This is a genomic window from Streptomyces aculeolatus (assembly GCF_020400605.1).
In the GTDB taxonomy this organism is placed as follows: domain Bacteria; phylum Actinomycetota; class Actinomycetes; order Streptomycetales; family Streptomycetaceae; genus Streptomyces; species Streptomyces aculeolatus.
In genome coordinates this window covers 233,717-250,915 of record NZ_JAINRD010000003.1, presented here as the reverse complement: position 1 = coordinate 250,915, position 17,199 = coordinate 233,717, and the positions used below count along the sequence as shown (strand labels likewise).

10 protein-coding genes and 1 pseudogene are annotated in these 17,199 nt (G+C 70.6%); 5 read left to right on the top strand and 6 right to left on the bottom strand.

The window, feature by feature from the left end:
• Positions 1 to 157 precede the first annotated feature (157 nt).
• Together LG396_RS07555 and LG396_RS07550 are read left to right on the top strand one after the other, a co-directional pair.
• Positions 158 to 2,557 carry a glycoside hydrolase family 3 N-terminal domain-containing protein gene (locus LG396_RS07555; RefSeq protein ID WP_225794271.1) on the top strand — a complete coding sequence of 800 codons (2,400 nt, stop codon included), beginning with the start codon at positions 158 to 160 and terminating at the stop codon, positions 2,555 to 2,557.
• Positions 2,541 to 3,575, top strand: a complete 1,035-nt coding sequence (locus LG396_RS07550) for a LacI family DNA-binding transcriptional regulator (protein ID WP_027745829.1) — start codon at positions 2,541 to 2,543, stop codon at positions 3,573 to 3,575. The genes LG396_RS07555 and LG396_RS07550 overlap by 17 nt, the downstream gene beginning before the upstream one ends.
• A 71-nt stretch (positions 3,576 to 3,646) precedes the next feature.
• Here the strand turns inward: LG396_RS07550 and LG396_RS07545 are convergent, their stop codons facing one another.
• Positions 3,647 to 5,065, bottom strand: coding sequence for a non-reducing end alpha-L-arabinofuranosidase family hydrolase (locus LG396_RS07545; RefSeq protein WP_225794148.1), 1,419 nt, complete (start codon positions 5,063 to 5,065; stop codon positions 3,647 to 3,649).
• A 798-nt stretch (positions 5,066 to 5,863) separates the two neighbouring features.
• On the opposite strand from LG396_RS07545, the gene xynA reads away from it, so the two are divergent.
• Positions 5,864 to 6,844, top strand: coding sequence for an endo-1,4-beta-xylanase XynA (xynA, locus tag LG396_RS07540; protein ID WP_018840431.1), 981 nt, complete (start codon positions 5,864 to 5,866; stop codon positions 6,842 to 6,844).
• Between the two features lie 281 nt (positions 6,845 to 7,125).
• Here xynA and LG396_RS07535 read toward each other — a convergent pair.
• The 4 genes and pseudogenes from LG396_RS07535 to LG396_RS07520 form a co-directional block, all read right to left on the bottom strand.
• Positions 7,126 to 8,589: pseudogene (locus LG396_RS07535) on the bottom strand (PQQ-dependent sugar dehydrogenase); the annotation flags it as partial.
• Between the two features lie 175 nt (positions 8,590 to 8,764).
• Complete coding sequence (locus LG396_RS07530; RefSeq protein WP_308190070.1) at positions 8,765 to 9,796, bottom strand: endo-1,4-beta-xylanase; 1,032 nt, start codon at positions 9,794 to 9,796, stop codon at positions 8,765 to 8,767.
• Between the two features lie 105 nt (positions 9,797 to 9,901).
• Positions 9,902 to 10,831: a poly(ethylene terephthalate) hydrolase family protein gene (locus tag LG396_RS07525; protein WP_225794147.1), complete on the bottom strand. Its 930-nt coding sequence runs from the start codon at positions 10,829 to 10,831 to the stop codon at positions 9,902 to 9,904.
• 376 nt (positions 10,832 to 11,207) lie between these two features.
• Positions 11,208 to 11,927, bottom strand: coding sequence for a FadR/GntR family transcriptional regulator (locus LG396_RS07520; RefSeq protein ID WP_225794146.1), 720 nt, complete (start codon positions 11,925 to 11,927; stop codon positions 11,208 to 11,210).
• Between the two features lie 482 nt (positions 11,928 to 12,409).
• Here LG396_RS07520 and LG396_RS07515 point away from each other — a divergent pair, with 482 nt between their 5' ends.
• Positions 12,410 to 14,860 carry a glycoside hydrolase family 95 protein gene (locus tag LG396_RS07515; protein ID WP_225794145.1) on the top strand — a complete coding sequence of 817 codons (2,451 nt, stop codon included), beginning with the start codon at positions 12,410 to 12,412 and terminating at the stop codon, positions 14,858 to 14,860.
• A gap of 63 nt (positions 14,861 to 14,923) precedes the next feature.
• Here LG396_RS07515 and LG396_RS07510 read toward each other — a convergent pair whose 3' ends face one another.
• On the bottom strand, positions 14,924 to 15,694 hold the full coding sequence (locus LG396_RS07510; protein ID WP_225794144.1) for a FadR/GntR family transcriptional regulator: 771 nt from the start codon (positions 15,692 to 15,694) through the stop codon (positions 14,924 to 14,926).
• Between the two features lie 151 nt (positions 15,695 to 15,845).
• Here LG396_RS07510 and LG396_RS07505 point away from each other — a divergent pair, with 151 nt between their 5' ends.
• The gene (locus LG396_RS07505; RefSeq protein WP_225794143.1) at positions 15,846 to 17,108 is read left to right on the top strand and encodes an ABC transporter substrate-binding protein; all 1,263 of its coding nucleotides are present in this window, start codon (positions 15,846 to 15,848) and stop codon (positions 17,106 to 17,108) included.
• Positions 17,109 to 17,199: the final 91 nt, after the last annotated feature.

The following is a 17,199-nucleotide window of genomic DNA, read 5'->3' as shown; positions in this document are numbered from 1 at the left end:
TGGCTGTCAAGGCATGCGTAAGTCCGTTGTAGGGCAAGGGCTGTACGCGTACCCTCGGGTGGAGATGACCTCGACGTAGCCCGCCAGGGACCGAAAAGGTTTCGAGACGTGCGGAACGAGTGCAGAGGAGTGCGCGATGCCCACGGCTGACTCACAGGTGACGGGCCGGGGCGCGCCCCGCTGGCGGGACCCGGCGCTGCCCGTACCGGACCGGGTCGAAGCCCTCCTCGCCGAGCTGACGGTGGCGGAGAAGGCCGCGCAGTTGGGCAGCCGCTGGATCGGCAACGACACGGCGCGCGCGGTCGGAGACGGTGACGAGGGGGCCGTCGGGCTGCGCGTGGCGCCGATCCAGGAAGTGTTCGAGTCCGGGAACATTCCCCTGGCCGACGCGTGCCGGGACGGCCTGGGCCATCTCACCCGGGTGTACGGCAGCCGGCCGGTCACCGCGGTCGAGGGGGCCGCGGAGCTCGTCAGGTCGCAGCACACGGTCATGGCGGGTTCCCGGTTCGGCATCCCCGCGCTGGTCCACGAGGAGTGCCTCACCGGGTTCACCACCTACGGCGCCACGGTCTACCCCGCTGCCCTCGCGTGGGCGGCGACGTTCGACCCGGACCTGGTGCGGCGGCTGGGCGCCGCGATCGGGCGGGACATGCGGGCGGTCGGCGTGCACCAGGGCCTCGCTCCGGTCCTCGACGTGGTCCGCGACTACCGGTGGGGCCGGGTCGAGGAGACCATGGGCGAGGACCCGTACCTGGTCTCGATGCTCGGCGCCGCCTACGTCGCCGGACTCGAAGGCGCCGGCGTCATCGCCACCCTGAAGCACTTCGCCGGGTACTCCGCCTCCCGCGCGGCCCGCAACCACGCGCCCGCACCCCTCGGCCGCCGCGAGCTGACGGACGTCATGCTGCCGCCGTTCGAGACCGCGATCGCGGTGGGCGGGGCCCGTTCCGTGATGAACGCGTACTCCGAGGTGGACGGGGTGCCCGCGGGTATCGACTCCTGGCTGTTGACAGATCTGCTGCGCGGTGACTGGGGGTTCACCGGCACGGTCGTCTCCGACTACGGGGCGGTCGCGTTCCTCGCCGGCATGCACGGGGTGGCCGCGGACGCCGAGCAGGCAGGCGTGCTGGCGCTCAGCGCCGGCATCGACGTGGAGCTGCCCGACACCGTCGGCTTCGGCCGCCACTTCGTGGAGCGGGTCGCCCGGGGCGAGCTGCCCGAGTCCCTGCTGGACCGGGCCGTGCGCCGGCTGCTCACCCAGAAGGTCCAGCTCGGGCTGCTCGATCCCGGCTGGACGCCCGAAGGCTCGGTCGCCGCGGCCGCCGAGGTCGATCTGGACTCGCTGGAAAACCGGGAACTCGCCGGGGAGTTGGCCGAGCGATCCGTCGTACTGCTCGACGAAGGCAGCGCGCTGCCGCTGCTCGGCGCCGGACGTACCGCGCCGGGCCGGCTCGCCGTGATCGGCCCGTGCGCCGCCGACCCGCGTACGCTCATGGGCTGTTACGCCTTCCCCAACCACGTCCTGCCGCGCCATCCCGGTCTGGGCCTCGGCGTGGCGGCGCCGACGGTCCTGGACGCGCTGCGCGGCGAACTTCCGGACACCGAGATCGTCCACGAGCCGGGGTGCGACGTGTCCGGCGGGGACCGCTCCGGCTTCGCCGCCGCGGTGGCCGCGGCCCGCGAGGCGGATCTGTGCGTGGCGGTGGTGGGTGACCGCGCGGGCATGTTCGGCAACGGCACGTCCGGTGAGGGCTGCGACGCCGAGGACCTGCGGCTGCCGGGCGTGCAGGCCGATCTGCTCGCGGAGCTCTTCGCCACCGGGACGCCCGTGGTCGTGGTGGTGGTCTCCGGCCGCCCGTACGCCCTGGGCGAGGTGCATCCGCGTGCCGCGGGCCTGGTCCAGGCGTTCATGCCCGGCCAGGAAGGCGCGGCGGCGATCGCGGGTGTGCTGTCCGGCCGGGTCCAGCCCGCGGGCAAGCTGCCGGTCCAGGTCCCCCGACGCCCGGGCGCCCAGCCCGGCACGTACCTCCAGCCGCCGCTCGGCGGGAGCACTCAGGGCATCAGCAACATCGACCCGACGCCGCTGTTCCCCTTCGGATACGGCACGTCGTACACCTCGTTCGAGGTGGACGACCCGCGCGCGAGCGCGACCGAGATACCCACCGACGGGGAGTTCTCCGTGTCGGTGCGGGTGCGCAACACCGGTGCCCGGGCGGGTCGCGAAGTCGTCCAGCTGTATCTGCGCGACCCCGTCGCCCAGGTGACGCGCCCGGTCCGGCAGCTGGCCGGCTTCGCCCAGGTCCCGCTGGAGCCGGGTGCGAGCGCGCGGGTCCGGTTCCACGTGCACGCCGACCGGACCGCGTTCACCGGCCGAGATCTGCGGCGGATCGTCGAACCCGGGGAGGTGGAGGTGTTCGTCGGCACCTCCTCGGCGGACCTCCCGTGCCGGGTTGCCGTACGGTTGACCGGCGCCACCCGTGTGGTCGGCCACGACCGGCGGCTCACGACGCCGGTGGAAAGACAGCAGGGGGAAGAAGCCGATGCCGACGGACGCTAGGCGCACCACCTTGGCGACCATCGCCCGAGCGGCGGGGGTCTCGGTCGCGACCGTGTCCAAGGTGGTCAACGACCGCAGCGACGTGGCGCCGCAGACGCGCGCCCGGGTCCTGGAACTGCTGCACAGGCACGACTACTTCGCCCCCGTGTTCCGCCACACGGAGGGTCCGCAGAGCCCCACCATCGAAGTGCAGTTCGCGGGCGGTCTCAGGCCGTACGTGGCCGAGGCGGTGGAAGGCATCGTCGACGCGGCCGCCGAGCTGGGTGCCTCGGTGGTCATCGGAACGTCGTCCCCCGCCCCGCACTGGGCGCGGGACCTGGTCACGGCCGGGCGCCGCGCCCTCATCGGGGTCACCAGCGTCTACACCGAGGCGCATCTGAAGGCGCTGGCCCGAGCCGGCCTCCCCGCGGTCGTGCTCGACCCGCTGCACCTGCCGCACAACCGGGTCAACAGCGTCGGAGCGACCAACTTCGCCGGCGGCCTGGCCGCGACCCAGCACCTGCTCTCCCTCGGCCACCGCCGCGTCGCCCACCTCGGCGGACCGGCCGCGGCCGCCTGCAACCAGGCCCGCGCACACGGCTACCGCGCCGCGATGGAGGCGGCGGGAGCACCCGTACCCTCCGCCTACGTCCGGTCCGGAGAATTCACGTACGGGGCCGGCCTGGCCGGCGCCGCGGAACTGCTGGGCCTCGACGAACCGCCCACGGCGATCTTCGCGGGAAACGACGAGATCGCCCTCGGCGTCATCGAGGCCGCCCGCACCCGCGGCCTGCGCGTCCCCGAGGACCTGAGCGTGGTCGGCTTCGACGACACGCTCCTCGCCCGGACGGCGTCGCCGCCCCTGACGACCGTCCGCCAGCCGCTGCGGGAGATGGGCGGTGTCGCCCTGCGCACCGCCCTCCGCCTGGCCAACGGCGAGAAGGTGGAGTCCCACCACATCGAACTCGCCACGGAACTGGTGGCACGAGCGTCGACCGCACCGCCGGGCCCGCGGTCAGGGGGCGGTGGGCGTGGGTGAGCTGAGGCCGCAGGTGCCCCGGCCGACGTGCGGCCGGGGCACCACCACGCGTGGAGCGTGGAGCGGGCGGGTCAGGGCTGCAGGGTCAGCACGCCCGGCCGCCAGGGAAGCCGGTTGTAGTCGCCGCCGGCGGCGGGGTCCTTGCCCTGGTAGAGGAACTGCAGGTTGCAGGGGTCGATGGTCATGGTCTGGTCGGGGTTGTGGCGGACCAGGTCGCCGTGGCTGATGTCATTGGTCCAGGTGGCACCGCTGTTGGCCCTGCCCGCGAAGGGGTTGCTCTCGCTCGCGGCCTGCGGGGTCCATGAACCGTTCAGGCTGGAGGAGGTGAACGAGCGGAAGTAGCGCCCGTTCGCTCCTATCGCCTCGACGATCATGAGGTACTGGTTCTGGTCCTTGACCTTGTAGACCTGCACTCCCTCGAACAGGTTGTTCGTCGAGTCGCTCATGATCGTCGTGTACGACGAGCCGAAGTTGCCGGGGAAGTTCCCGATCGGCATGCTCGCGCGGTAGATCTTGCCGTTGTCACCGGCGAAGAACAGGTACATGTTCTGGCCGTCGGCGATCAGGGTCTGGTCGATCGGGCCGGTGCCGGAGCCGGAGATGCTGCCGGTGAACAGCGCCTGCGGCGAGGACCAGCCGTTGGGGTTGGTGGGGTCGCTCGACGTGCGGTAGATGAAGGGCCACTGACCCCACTGGTACGCCAGCACCCAGATGTTCTTGGGTGCGAAGTAGAACAGCGTGGGTGCCACCGTGGCCTGGTTCATCCCGTTCTGGCCGGTCGACGCCATGTCCGACCAGTTCGAGAAGGGGGTGAAGTTCATCGAGCCGTAGGACGATCCCGAGAACTGCGTCCCGTAGACCAGGTACTTGCCGTTGTGCATCACGCCGGTGAAGTCCTTCAGCGAGGCCCAGCCGTGTGCCGGCTGCGCCAGCACGCCCGACGACGACCACCGGTACGTCGAAGGCAGTGCACAGGCGTCGCCCGGTGTCCCGGACAGGCCGGTCCACTTCTGGTTGCTGCCGCCGTTGCACGTCCAGAGCACCACTGCCGTGCCGTTGGCCGTTGCCCCGCCGGTGACGTCCAGGCACAGCCCGGACTCCACGCCCACGATCGTGCCGTCGGAGTTCACCCGCCACTGCTGGTTGGCACCGCCGCTGCAGGACCAGATCTGCACCCGGGTACCGGGGGTGGTGGCATGGCCGGGAACGTCCAGGCACTTGTTTCCGTACACGGTCAACTGGTTGCTGTCCGTGTGTGTCCACTGCTGGTTGGTCCCGCCCGAGCAGTCCCAGATCTGCAGGTTCGTGCCATCGGTCTGGCTGGCGTTCGCGACGTCGAGACACTTGCTGGATGCGACGCTGCGCAAGGTGCCGCTGCTTGCCGCCTGAGCCTTGCCGGCGCCGATCGTCGGCGCCAACGCGATCAGGACCGCAACCGCGGTGGCGAGCACCACCAACGGGTGTGTGCGGCTGGAACTTCGTCTGCGCATGGGAACCTCCTCATCTTTGAGCAAGCGGTTCCGGCCGGCCCGGTCAGAGGCTGCCCGGACTGTTCATGTGGTGCGGTTCGTAGCGGCCCGTGGGCACCGTTGCGGTCTGGATGCACAACCGGGCGACATCGATCGGTTCGTGATATCGAACGAGGATCGAAGTATCGGGCAGTGTGGATGATAGGGAGCCGAGGAACGGCGTCAACCCTCCCCGCATGATTCGTTGTTGGGGCCGAAACAATCGTGCTGGCCATAGGTGAACTACCGCAGGTCATGTCGGCCTCATGGCTCCCGGCCGGATCGACGGCGCCGTCGTGGGCGTGCGGCTGGCGCCGCACATCTTCTTCGAACGAGGTACGAGATACCGAACGTAGGGGGTCTGAGTTTCGACGGGACTCCACCTCAACGTCGTCCTCTCGCGTGCTCGCGTCGCTGAAAAGGGCTGGCGCGGCGGCCATGGCGAAACTTTCGCCCATGCGGAAGGTGTGCCCCCGGGGCGTCGCCGCCCAGCCCATCAAGGCTGGGCAGGCTCTCTGGGCGTGTGTGTGAAGTGAGTAGCTACAGCACCGGTTGGAGTTGGTTTCGAAATTTGCGTAGCTCAGACTGAAACTATTGACAGCGTGGGCGGCCTGAGGAACTCTCATGGCATCGACAGGCGTTCGTCACTGCCGATTCGCTCACCAGCGGGACGCGGTCCACCGGTCCGGGGCCGTACGACGACCAGCCGCATCCCGCCGACGCGCTCGTCGCGTTCCTTCACGCTGCCTGCCCCTCTCCAGCCCTTGTCGAGGAGGAAGCATGGACACGCACCACGAACCCGCCCGTTCGCTCAGCCGAAGACGATTCGTCGTCGGCGGGGCCGGCACACTCGCCGTGGCCGCATCGCCGCTGCTGCTGCCGGGCACGGCACACGCGCAGACCGTCACGACCAACCAGACCGGCACCCACAACGGGTACTACTACTCGTTCTGGACCGACGCGCAGAACACGGTCTCCATGACCATGGGATCCGGCGGCAACTACAGCACCTCGTGGCGCAACACCGGCAACTTCGTCTGCGGCAAGGGCTGGAGCAACGGCAGCCGCCGCAGCGTGAACTACTCCGGCAGCTTCAGCCCGTCGGGCAACGGCTACCTGTGCCTGTACGGCTGGACCTCGAACCCGATGGTGGAGTACTACATCGTCGACAACTACGGCTCGTACCGGCCCACCGGGGACAACCGGGGCTCGGTGACCAGCGACGGCGTCACGTACGACCTCTACCACACGATGCGCTACAACGCGCCGTCCATCGAGGGCGACAACAAGACCTTCCCGCAGTTCTGGAGCGTCAACCGCGGCAGGCGCACGGGCGGCACCATCACCACGGGCAACCACTTCGACGCCTGGTCCCGGGCCGGGATGAACCTCGGCAGCTTCAACTACTACATGATCATGGCGACCGAGGGCTACCAGAGCAGCGGCAGTTCGAACATCACACTGGACGGAACCGGCGGAGGCGATCCCGGCGAACCCGGCGCCTGCACCTCGACCCTGTCCGCGGGGGAGAGGTGGAGCGACCGGTACAACCTGAACGTCGCGACCTCCGGCTCCAGCAACTGGACCGTCAGGATGAACGTCCCGTCGCCCGCGAAGATCATCGCGACCTGGAACATCAGCGCCAGCTATCCCGACAGCCAGACACTCGTCGCCAGCCCCAACGGCAGCGGCAACAACTGGGGCGTGACCATCCAGGCCAACGGCAACTGGAACTGGCCCACCGTCACCTGCAGCGCATGACCCCGCACCGCTGATGCGGAAGCAGCCGCGGCGCGGGACCCACCACCCCCCGCGCCGCAGCCTTCCCACCGTCCCGGGAGCACCCGGATACCGGCGTCTCCCGGTCCGGGCCTTCTCCGGGTATCCGGGAGCCCGCCGCGCTCCACATGCCGGATCCGACGGCGCCCGCCGCCCGTGCACCGCTCGTCCGCGAGCTGCCGGGTCGTTCCGACGGGCGGTCACTGGACGTCTCGGGCCGGGCCCGGTCAGCCCGCCGGCGGGGGCGACCCTGCGGCCCCCGGGACGTTCTCGATGCGATACAGGGCACTGTTCTCGTCTCCGGCGTACCAGCCGGTGCCGTAGTCCAGGACGTACAGCGCGCCGTCGGGTCCGAAGGCCGCGTCCATCGGCTGGGTCCCGGACCACGGGATGCCGCCGATCCCGCCGCGGCTGCCGTCGGCGTTCACACCGATGTCCTTGATCCAGCGGCGCCCCCACTCCATGGCGAAGAAGTCACCGTCGAATTCCTGCGGGAACTTCACCCCCGAGTCCAGGTCCGGCTCGTAGCGGTATACGGGTCCGGCCATGGGGGACTCCGTGCCGCTGCCGAACTCCGGTACGGAACCGCCGTCGTAGGGGATCCACGCCGGCTGGGCGGGCGGAAGGGTGGTCAGCCCGGTGTTGTTCGGCGAGTCGTTGACGGGCGCGGAGCAGTCGAACGCCTGGCCGGAGGCGCCCGTGGCGAAGTCGTAGTCGACGTAGGGCCGGTTCTCGCCGACGCAGTACGGCCAGCCGTAGTTGCCCGCGCCGGTCACCCGGGCGAACTCCACCATGCCGGCCGGGCCCCGCCCCGGGGAGGCGGACCCGGCGTCCGGACCGTAGTCGCCCACGTAGACGACACCCGTCTGCTTGTCGACGCTCATCCGGTACGGGTTGCGGAAGCCCATGGCGTAGATCTCGGGCCGCGTCCCGGGTGTTCCCGGGGCGAAGAGGTTGCCGTCCGGGATGTCGTACGAGCCGTCGTCGGCGACCTTGATCCGCAGGACCTTGCCGCGGAGGTCGTCGGAGTTTCCCGCCGACCGCTGTGCGTCGAATGCCGGATTGCGGTTGCCGCGTTCGTCGATCGGGGTGTAGCCGTCGGAGCCGAAGGGGTTGGTGTCGTCACCGGTCGAGAGGTAGAGGTTGCCCGCGGCGTCGAAGTCGATGTCGCCCCCCGTGTGACAGCACTGGCCGCGGTCGGCCGGCACGTCGAGGATCGTCTCCTCGGTGGAGGTGTCGAGGGTGCCGTCGTCCTTCAGCACGAACCGGGAAAGCCGGTTCACGCCGTCGAACGGCTCGAAGTCCGCGGCCGAACCCGTGCTCGGTGCGTCCCCCGGCGGCGTGTCGAGCGCGGGGGCGTAGTACAGGTAGACGAAGCGGTTGGCGGCGAAGCCGGGATCGACGCCGACGCCCTGCAGGCCGTCCTCGTCATGGGTGTAGACGTCCAGCCTGCCCGCGACCTGGGTCGTGCCCTGCGGGTCGGTGACCCGCAGGGTGCCGTCGCGCGAGGTGTGCAGCACCGAGCGGTCGGGCAGCACGGCCAGCGACATCGGCTCGCCCGTCTCGGCCGCGCCTTTGGCGAGGGTCACCTGCTGGAACTGCGCCTGCCGGGTGTCGCCCGTCCCGGCAGGTTCGGCCGCGGCCGGCGACAGCGCCGTAGCTGCGCCTGCGCTGACGAGCAGCGGGCAGACCGCCGCCGCGAGATACCTTCTGAAGCCTCTGGGCATGTGAAACCTCCGTAGGCCGGCCCGCGGCGCCGTTCCGTGCCGTCGTGGGCCCGGCCGGGGTGTGTGGAGCTCGTCTTGGAGCGGGCGGATCGGCGTTCTCCGTGCCGGGGGCGGGCTGCCCTGCGACCTGCGCGCGCCAGGGCAGCCCCCCGTGCGGGACGGCGTACGCCGGACGTCAGGGAGCGCTGTTCAGGGCTTCCAGTACGGCGTTGTACGCCTGCTTCTTCTGGTAGTTGCCGTCGAACAGCAGCGGGGTGTCCTGGCCGCGCCACGAGTACTTGTCGGTGATGCCCCAGGTGGTGATGCCGGTGCAGCGGGACACCGCCACGCACGCCTCGGTGACCGTGCGGTAGGCGTCGGCCTGGGCGGTGCCGGAGCCGCCGATGTCCAGCTCCGTGATCTGCACGTCGACGCCGAGGTCGGCGAAGCGCTGCAGGTTCTGCCGGTAGCTGCCGAGGTCGGAGTTCGAGTCGAGGTGGGACTGGAAGCCGACGCAGTCGATGGGTACGCCGCGGGCGAGGAAGTCCTGGACCATGCGGTAGATGGCGTCGCTCTTGGCGTTGACGCCGTCGGTGCCGTAGTCGTTGTAGCAGAGCGTGGCACCGGGGTCTGCGGCGTCCGCGGCGCGGAAGGCGTCTTCGATCCAGCCGTTGCCGATCTGCTGCTGGAGGTTGGACTGGCGGCGGCTGCCGTCCCATTCGAACGCCTCGTTGACCACGTCCCAGGAGTCGATCTGCCCGGCGTAGTGACCGGCGACTCCGTCGATGTGGTCGAGCATCGCCTGGCGCAGGTTGCTGCCGGTCAGACCGCTGACCCAGGAGGGCTGCTGCGCATGCCAGACCAGGGTGTGGCCGCGTACGGACATGCCGTTGCTCTGGGCGTGGGCGACGAGCTGGTCCCCGCCCTGGAAGGTGAACTGGCCCTGCCTGGGCTCGGTGGCGTCCCACTTCATGACGTTCTCGGCGACGATGCTGTTGAACTCACGGTTCAGCGTGGCGGCGTAGTCCGCTTCGCCGAGGAGGTTGGGCGCCACGGCGGCGCCGTAGTAGCGACCGCTCTCGGCTGCCGAGGCGCCGAGTGTGTCGGCGGCGTGGGCGCTGCCGGGGAACGCCAGGAGGGCGGTCGCCGCCAGACCGGCGGACGTGGCGGCCGCGGCGGCCGACCAGGTGCGGCGACGCGAAGGCCGGGTGCGTGAGGTGTGGGGCACGACTGCTCCTTGATCTCCGGTGGAGGGTGACAGGCGCCGTCGGACGCCTGCCCGCGGTGATGGCGGTGCGTGCGGTGCGGACGAGGGCCGCACCGGCCGCGTGCTTCAGGCGAGGACGGATTCCCAGCGGGTGCCGTTGGCGGAGGCGTCGGCCGGGAGGCGGTCCCGGGCGGCCTCGTCGCCGTACAGGCTCCAGCGGAACCAGTCCACGAGGGTGTCCTGGGTCTGGTCGAAGGTCGGGAAGCCCGGGTTGAGGTACGCGGCGTGGTCCGCGCCGACGTGGGTGAGGAACGCCTTGGGGGCGGACAGCTCCCCGTATGCCTGGCGGGCCAGGCCGTACTGGCAGGTGGGGTCCTGGTCGCCGTGGATGAACAGCACCTTGGCGTCCAGTCCCGCCGGGTCGCCCATGTCCACGCAGGCGACCGGGACGGCGGCTTTGATCCGGTCGTCCGGCCACTGGGTCAGCAGGCCGTGGACGGTCATGCCGCCCATCGAGTGGCCGGAGACGCCGACGCCGGCCGCGGTGTCGATGTGTCCGGCGAAGGGGCTGTCCGAGGCGTCGTTCAGCGCCAGGGTCCGGGTGATGACCTCGGAGACGTCCTTCGACCATTCGCCTCCGTACACGGAGCCGATGTTGGTGTTGTCGCTGATCGAGGGGGCGGGGCAGATGAAGCCGGCGGACGCTATCGCGTGCGTCTGCGAGGCGTAGGAGTCGGAGTTGCCGTACATGCCGTGGTTCCAGTGGGCGACGGGGAACACACCCTCGGCGAGCGGGGCGTCGGGCACGGGATTGCCGCCGGGGGAGCCGGTGGCCGGGTAGAAGACCTTGGTGAACAGCCGGCGGTTGCCGCGGCTCCACTCGAACTGCCGGACTCCGAGGGCGAAATCCTGGGTCGGTGCCTGCCGGAGGAGGGCGGGCCGGCGGGTCGGACGGCCGACGGCCGGTGCGGCGCCGACCGGGGAGGCGGCGCCCGTCGCTCCGGCCATACCCAGGCCCAGCAGGGCACTCAGAGCCGTACGCCTTTTCATGGACATTCGAGGACACTCCTGTGGGGGGAAGGACTGCGAGGCGGACGCCGGGGCGTCCCGGGGCGGTTCACCGGGGGCCCGCCACGCAGGCGTCGTGTGTCCCTCGAACTGTCCGAGAGCCCGGACGTGCGCGGGGAGAGCCTCACCGGAACGAAAGAACTGGCTGTGCGCGTGCAGTCGTGCGCGGCGGCCTGCGGGATCACGCAGGACGAAGAGGCCCCGAGCGTTCGACATATCGAACTATGGTCGAACTCTCAGACAAGGATGGTGAGGGGGTGAAGGCGGTGCGTCAACCCCTTCGCTGAAATGATTCGGTTACCCGGTCGAAATTTTCGAGTCGCACTCGGGTGCCGTGGCTGTGGACGGGTGCTGCCGCAGGGCGTCAACGGGGCGCGGGCTCCGGGCGCGACGCGTCCTTCGCGGTGGGCGCGAGGTGTCTGCGGAGCCACGCCTCGGTGGTGCTGACGTGGATGAGCGCAGCGGCCTCGGCGAGCGCGGCGTCTCCGGCGGCCAGCGCGTCGTAGATCTCCTGGTGCTGGGCGAGTGTCCGGTCGGCGACGTCCCCGTCGACCATCCCGCGCCAGACCCGGGCCCGTACGGTCCGGCCGGAGATCCCCTCCAGCAGGCTCGCCAGCGTCTGGTTGCCCGTGGCGGAGGCGACGGCCTGGTGGAAGGCCGCGTCGTGCTTGTTGAGCAGCTCGACGTCGTCCCTGGCCGCGCGCATGGCCGCCAGGTGCCCTGCCACTCCGGCGAGTTCGCCGGCCGAGATGCGGGTGGCGGCCAGACCGGTGGCGACCGGCTCGAAGAGCCGGCGCACCTCGGTGAGCTCCAGCAGGGTGTCGCCCTGGAGGAGTTCGACCGCGGAGCCCAGGCCTTCGAGCAGCACCCTCGGCTCCAGGGTCGTGACGTACGTGCCGTCGCCCCTGCGGATCTCCAGCACCCGTGCGACGACCAGTGCCTTGACCGCCTCGCGCATCAGCCCCCGGGACAGGCCCAGTTCCGCGGCCAGCTGCTGCTCCGGCGGCAGCTTCGCGCCCGGCGGGAGCTCTCCCGAAGCGATCAGCTCCCGAATCCGCGTGATCGCCTTGTCGGTCAGTGACATCGCTCGGCCTCCAGCCTCGGCCTTCCGGATAATGCGAGGCACGATACATCTGATGTCCAGGCAGTCGAGCCGTCGATGGAGCGCGGCACCACGCGGTGAGATCCGGCTTATCTGGTGCGTAAAGAGCGATACAGCCCTTTTATGTGGTCGAAGTCTGCGTGGGAGGGGTTGCGTTGGTGTCCTCGGACATTTAATGTCTCCCGCGTGTCACGCCCGACGAGGTCATCGGCGGACCGGAGGTGGCCGGTGGTGAGCGCCATCGGACAGGCCCGGGCCGACCGGATGCGGGCCCGGATGAACCGGAGGCCGCGGGTGCGTGTCGCGTACGCGGCGTCGCATGCCCGCTGAGGCTGCGTTGGCCGTGCCTTTCGCGTACTGAACCGTGCCGGCAGGGGCCGTCGGTGCGGCGTTGCCGTCGCCCGCCCGGTCGCCTGGGTGACGAGAACCGCCGGGACTCTGCCAGGACTCAGTGGAGGATCACGATGCGGAGACTGACGCGCAGGGAGATGATCAGGCTCGGCACCGCGGGCACCGGAGCCGTCATGATGCCCGTCCCGTGGACGGCTGCCGCCCGTGCCGACTCGGCCGCACCCCCCGAAGTGCGGGCGGTCGGCGACCTGGCGCTGTGGTACGACGAACCGGCGGGCTCGGACTGGCTGCGTGCGCTGCCGGTCGGGGCCGGCCGCCTCGGCGCCATGGTCTTCGGGAACGTCGGCACCGAGCGGCTCCAGCTCAACGAGGACACGCTCTGGGCGGGCGGACCGTACGACCCGGCCAACCCGGGGGGTGCCGACGCGCTGCCGCAGATCCGGCAACTGGTCTTCGACGGGCAGTGGGAACAGGCGCAGTCGCTGATCGACCGCACGATGCTCGGGCGGCCGGCCGGAGAGCTGGCCTACCAGCCTGTCGGCGACCTCACCCTGGCCCTGCCCGGCAGCGGCACGACATCGGGGTACCGGCGGTGGCTCGACCTCACCACCGCGACCACCGCGGTGACCTACGTGGCCAACGGCGTGCGGTTCCAACGCGAGGTGATCGCCAGCGCACCGGACCAGGTGATTGTCATGCGCCTGACCGCCGATGCGCCCGGTTCGATCTCGTTCACGGCCGCGTTCGCCAGCCCGCAGAGCGCCTCGGTATCCAGCCCCGACGGAACGACGATCGCGCTGGAAGGGATCTCGGGCAGCATGGAGGGCATAGCCGGGTCGGTGCGGTTCCTCGCACTGGCCAGAGCCGTTGCCCAGGGCGGCACGGTATCCGGCTCGGGCGGCACGCTCCGGGTGGCCGGCGCCGACAGCGTCACGCTGCTGGTCTCCGTCGGCACCAGCTACGTCGACTACCGGGACGCGGGCGGCGACTACCGCGGCATCGCCCGCCGGCACCTCGACGCCGCACAGGGCAGCTCGTACGACGACCTCCGCAGCCGGCATGTGGCCGACTACCAGGCGCTGTTCGGCCGGACCACGATCGACCTCGGCCGCACCGCGGCGGCCGATCAGCCCACGGACGTCCGGATCGCGCAACACGGCGGTGCCGACGACCCGCAGTTCTCCGCGCTGCTCTTCCAGTACGGCCGGTACCTGCTGATCTCCTCCTCGCGGCCCGGCACCCAGCCGGCCAACCTCCAGGGCATCTGGAACGAGCAGATGGCCCCGCCGTGGGACTCGAAGTACACCCTCAACGCCAACCTGCCGATGAACTACTGGCCGGCCGGCCCGACGAACCTCTCCGAGTGCTGCGAGCCGGTGTTCGACATGATCGACGACCTCACGGTGACCGGCGCCCGCACGGCACAGGCGCAGTACGGCGCCCGCGGCTGGGTCACGCACCACAACACCGACGCGTGGCGCGGGACATCGGTCGTGGACGGGGCGTTCTGGGGCATGTGGCAGACCGGCGGGGCATGGCTTGCCACCATGGTCTGGGATCACTATCAGTACACCGGCGACGTCGACTTCCTGCGCGCCAACTACCCCGCGGTGAAGGGTGCCGCGCAGTTCTTCCTCGACACGCTGGTGGCCGAACCGGACCTGGGACGGCTGGTCACCAACCCGTCCAACTCGCCGGAGCTCGCCCACCACCCGAACGCCTCCGTCTGCGCGGGGCCCACCATGGACATGCAGATCCTGCGTGACCTGTTCGACGGCTGCGCGCGGGCCGGCGAGATCCTGGGCGTGGACGCCGACTTCCGCGGGCAGGTCCTGGCGGCCCGGGAGCGGCTGGCGCCGATGAGGATCGGCGCCCGCGGCAACATCCAGGAGTGGCTCCACGACTGGACGGAGACCGAGCAGTTCCACCGGCACGTCTCCCACCTCTACGGCCTGCACCCCGGCAACCAGATCAGCAAGCGCGGCACGCCCGAATTGTTCGAGGCCGCCCGCCGGACCCTGGAGCTGCGCGGCGACGACGGAACGGGCTGGTCACTGGCCTGGAAGATCAATTTCTGGGCGCGCATGGAAGAGGGCGGCCGGGCCCACGACCTGATCCGCGACCTCGTGACACCGGACAGGCTCGCGCCCAACATGTTCGACCTGCACCCGCCGTTCCAGATCGACGGCAACTTCGGCGCGACGTCCGGCATCGCCGAGATGCTGCTGCACAGCCACCACGGCGAACTGCACCTGCTGCCCGCACTTCCGCCGGCCTGGCCCGACGGGACGGTCGAGGGGCTGCGCGGACGCGGCGGTCACACGGTCGGCGCCGCGTGGACCGGCGGCCGGGCCACGCGGCTCTCCCTCACACCCGACCGCGAAGGAGCGGTGAGAGTCCGCAGCCAGATGTTCCTCGGCGGCTACGAGGTCCTCGATCTGACCGGTGGCGAGCCGGTCCGGCCCGAGCAGCCCGAGCCGGACCTGATCGAGTTCGCCGCCCGGTCCGGACACACGTACCGTGCGCACGCCCTGGGATCGCGGCGTCGCGGGGACGTGGCGTGAACGCCCGCTCGCCCGCTCGCGGACGCGGGCCGCCGCAGCGGCCCGTGCCTTACGGGGCAGCTCTCAGCGTTCCAGTCGCACCGGGTCGCCCGGCGCGCGGCGGCGGACGAGCCAGGCTTCGGTGATGTGGGTGAACACCGCCTCGGCGGCGCCGCCCGGATCGTGTGCGGCGATGCGCTCGTAGATGCGGCGGTGGCCGCGGTTGGACGCGACGCACATGGCACGCTCCGGATGCCCCATGTACCGCGCGGTGTTGACGACCTGACTCTCCAGCGCGCGCACCACTCCACGCGCGATGCGGTTCCCCGACGACTGCATGATCACGTCGTGGAAGGCGCGGTCGTGTTCGGCATATGTGACGTGGTCGTCGACCAGCTCGTCCATCCGGTCCACCAGCGTGCGCAACTGGTCGACGACTTCCGGAGTGGCCAGCCTGGCGGCGACGTTGGCCATGTCGGACTCCAGCAGGCGCCGCGTGACGACGAGGTCGTCGAGGATCTCCAGGCTCTCGTCCTGGGCGATGCTCGCGGTCAGGACCTGCTCGTCGAGCATGTTCCACGCCGAAGGGGCGGTCACCATGGTTCCGGAACCCTGCCGGACCTGTACGAGCCCCTTCTCCTGCAGCACCTTCACGGCTTCCCGGACGACGGTCCGGCTCACGGCGAATGCCTCGCAGAGAGCGGGCTCGGGGGGCAGCGGCGTTCCCGGCGGGTGCTCCCCGCGGACGATGCGTCCCACCAGCTCGGCCGTGACCGCCCTGGCGAGGCTCGCCGGTCGTTGTGCCCAGGTGGGCGGCGGGGAGCTGCTCCGGGCTGCTGACTCGGATGTCGTCATGGTTCCTCCGGCGGCCCCGCGACCACGCGGCGCCATGACTAGACGGCCAATCATACGTGACGAGGCATTGACGTAATACGTCATACGAGTTACGTTTCCGAGCCATCGGCGATGGCCCGCCGTCTTCCGGCAGCAACGGAGAGTGATCGACATGAAGCGGCCAGCACTGTGGTCGGTCGTCCTGGTCGCCGGGCTGCTGTCCGGCTGCGGCAGCGCGGGCTCCGGCTCGTCGTCCGGCACCGCGGACGGCACACTCGTGGTCTGGGACTGGAAGTCCGGCGAAGAGACGGCCGCCTCCTACATCGAGCAGGCGAAAGCCGACTTCGCCGCGGAGCACCCCGACGTGACGGTCGAGTTCGTGGCCCAGCCCTTCGACCAGTACTACACCCTGCTCGGCACGGCCATTCAGGCCGGCAAGGGCCCCGACGTCATGCTCTTCAACGGCGGCGGCCAGATACGCGACCGCGCGGACGCCCTCCTTCCCCTCGACGACTACGTCACCGGGGACAGGCAGCGGCTCGCCGGCTGGGAAGCCTTCACCGCAAAGGGCAAGACCTACGCCGCACCGGTGACGCTGCAGGGCCACCCCCTCTACTACAACAAGGCGCTCTACGAGGAGGCCGGGCTCGACCCCGACAGCCCGGCGACCACGTGGAGGGAGTTCACCGACGACTGCGAAGCCATCACCGAGGCGACGGACGCCAGTTGCCTCGCCCTCGGGAACAAGGAGGGCTTCGGCATCCAGTTCTTCCTCTCCGGCCTGGGCCCTGGCGTCCTCACTCCGCGCGAGTACGACGCCTGGATCGCCGGTGACCGGGACTGGAACTCCCCCCGCGTGCGGCGGCTCTTCGAACTCTGGAAGGAGACGGGTGACGCCGGCCTGAACAACGACGGGGCCAACTCGACCGCACTGTTCAACGACGCCTTCGCCCTCTTCCAGTCCGGCGAGGCAGCCCACATCGTCGGGCTGATGTCGGACGTCGGGCACTGGAAGGACTTCGGCGAGTTTCTGGACCCGGACGACATCGGGGTCATGCCGGCCCCGCGTGCCGAGGCCGGCGCCGAGCCAGTCCTGCCGTACGACGGCGGAATCGGCTACGCGGTCGCGAAGTGGACGAAGAAGCCGGCCCTGGCCGCGGACCTGGTGCGCTCCCTGACCTCGAAGGACGCGCTCCAGGCGTTCTACGCCGACGCCGGCGCGGTCGTCTCCGACACCACCGTCGACGTGTCGGACGGCGGCGCGGCGCTGTCCGCGATCACCTCGGAGATCGGTGCCGGCAAACCGGCACTGCACGTCGCGCTCTCCACCGAGACGCTGGATCTGCTGGGAAGGCTCTCGCAGCAGATACTCAGCGGGTCGACCGGCGTCGACGAGGCGCTGGAGCAACTGGCCGACTCCGACCGGAAGGGCTGACCCCGTGCTGGTCGGGGGCGCGCAGCCGACGGCCGGCCGGCCCGGTGCCGAGCGGACCGGGAGGACGAAGACCCCGTGGCGCGCACAGGGT

Bases quoted from the DNA above. Each gene is read 5' to 3' on its own strand.
- LG396_RS07545 (WP_225794148.1), bottom strand. From the start codon at position 5,065: ATGCGCAGACGAAGTTCCAGCCGCACACACCCGTTGGTGGTGCTCGCC.
- LG396_RS07525 (WP_225794147.1), bottom strand. From the start codon at position 10,831: ATGTCCATGAAAAGGCGTACGGCTCTGAGTGCCCTGCTGGGCCTGGGT.
- LG396_RS07515 (WP_225794145.1), top strand. From the start codon at position 12,410: ATGCGGAGACTGACGCGCAGGGAGATGATCAGGCTCGGCACCGCGGGC.
- LG396_RS07520 (WP_225794146.1), bottom strand. From the start codon at position 11,927: ATGTCACTGACCGACAAGGCGATCACGCGGATTCGGGAGCTGATCGCT.
- LG396_RS07510 (WP_225794144.1), bottom strand. From the start codon at position 15,694: ATGACGACATCCGAGTCAGCAGCCCGGAGCAGCTCCCCGCCGCCCACC.
- LG396_RS07550 (WP_027745829.1), top strand. From the start codon at position 2,541: ATGCCGACGGACGCTAGGCGCACCACCTTGGCGACCATCGCCCGAGCG.
- xynA (WP_018840431.1), top strand. From the start codon at position 5,864: ATGGACACGCACCACGAACCCGCCCGTTCGCTCAGCCGAAGACGATTC.
- LG396_RS07505 (WP_225794143.1), top strand. From the start codon at position 15,846: ATGAAGCGGCCAGCACTGTGGTCGGTCGTCCTGGTCGCCGGGCTGCTG.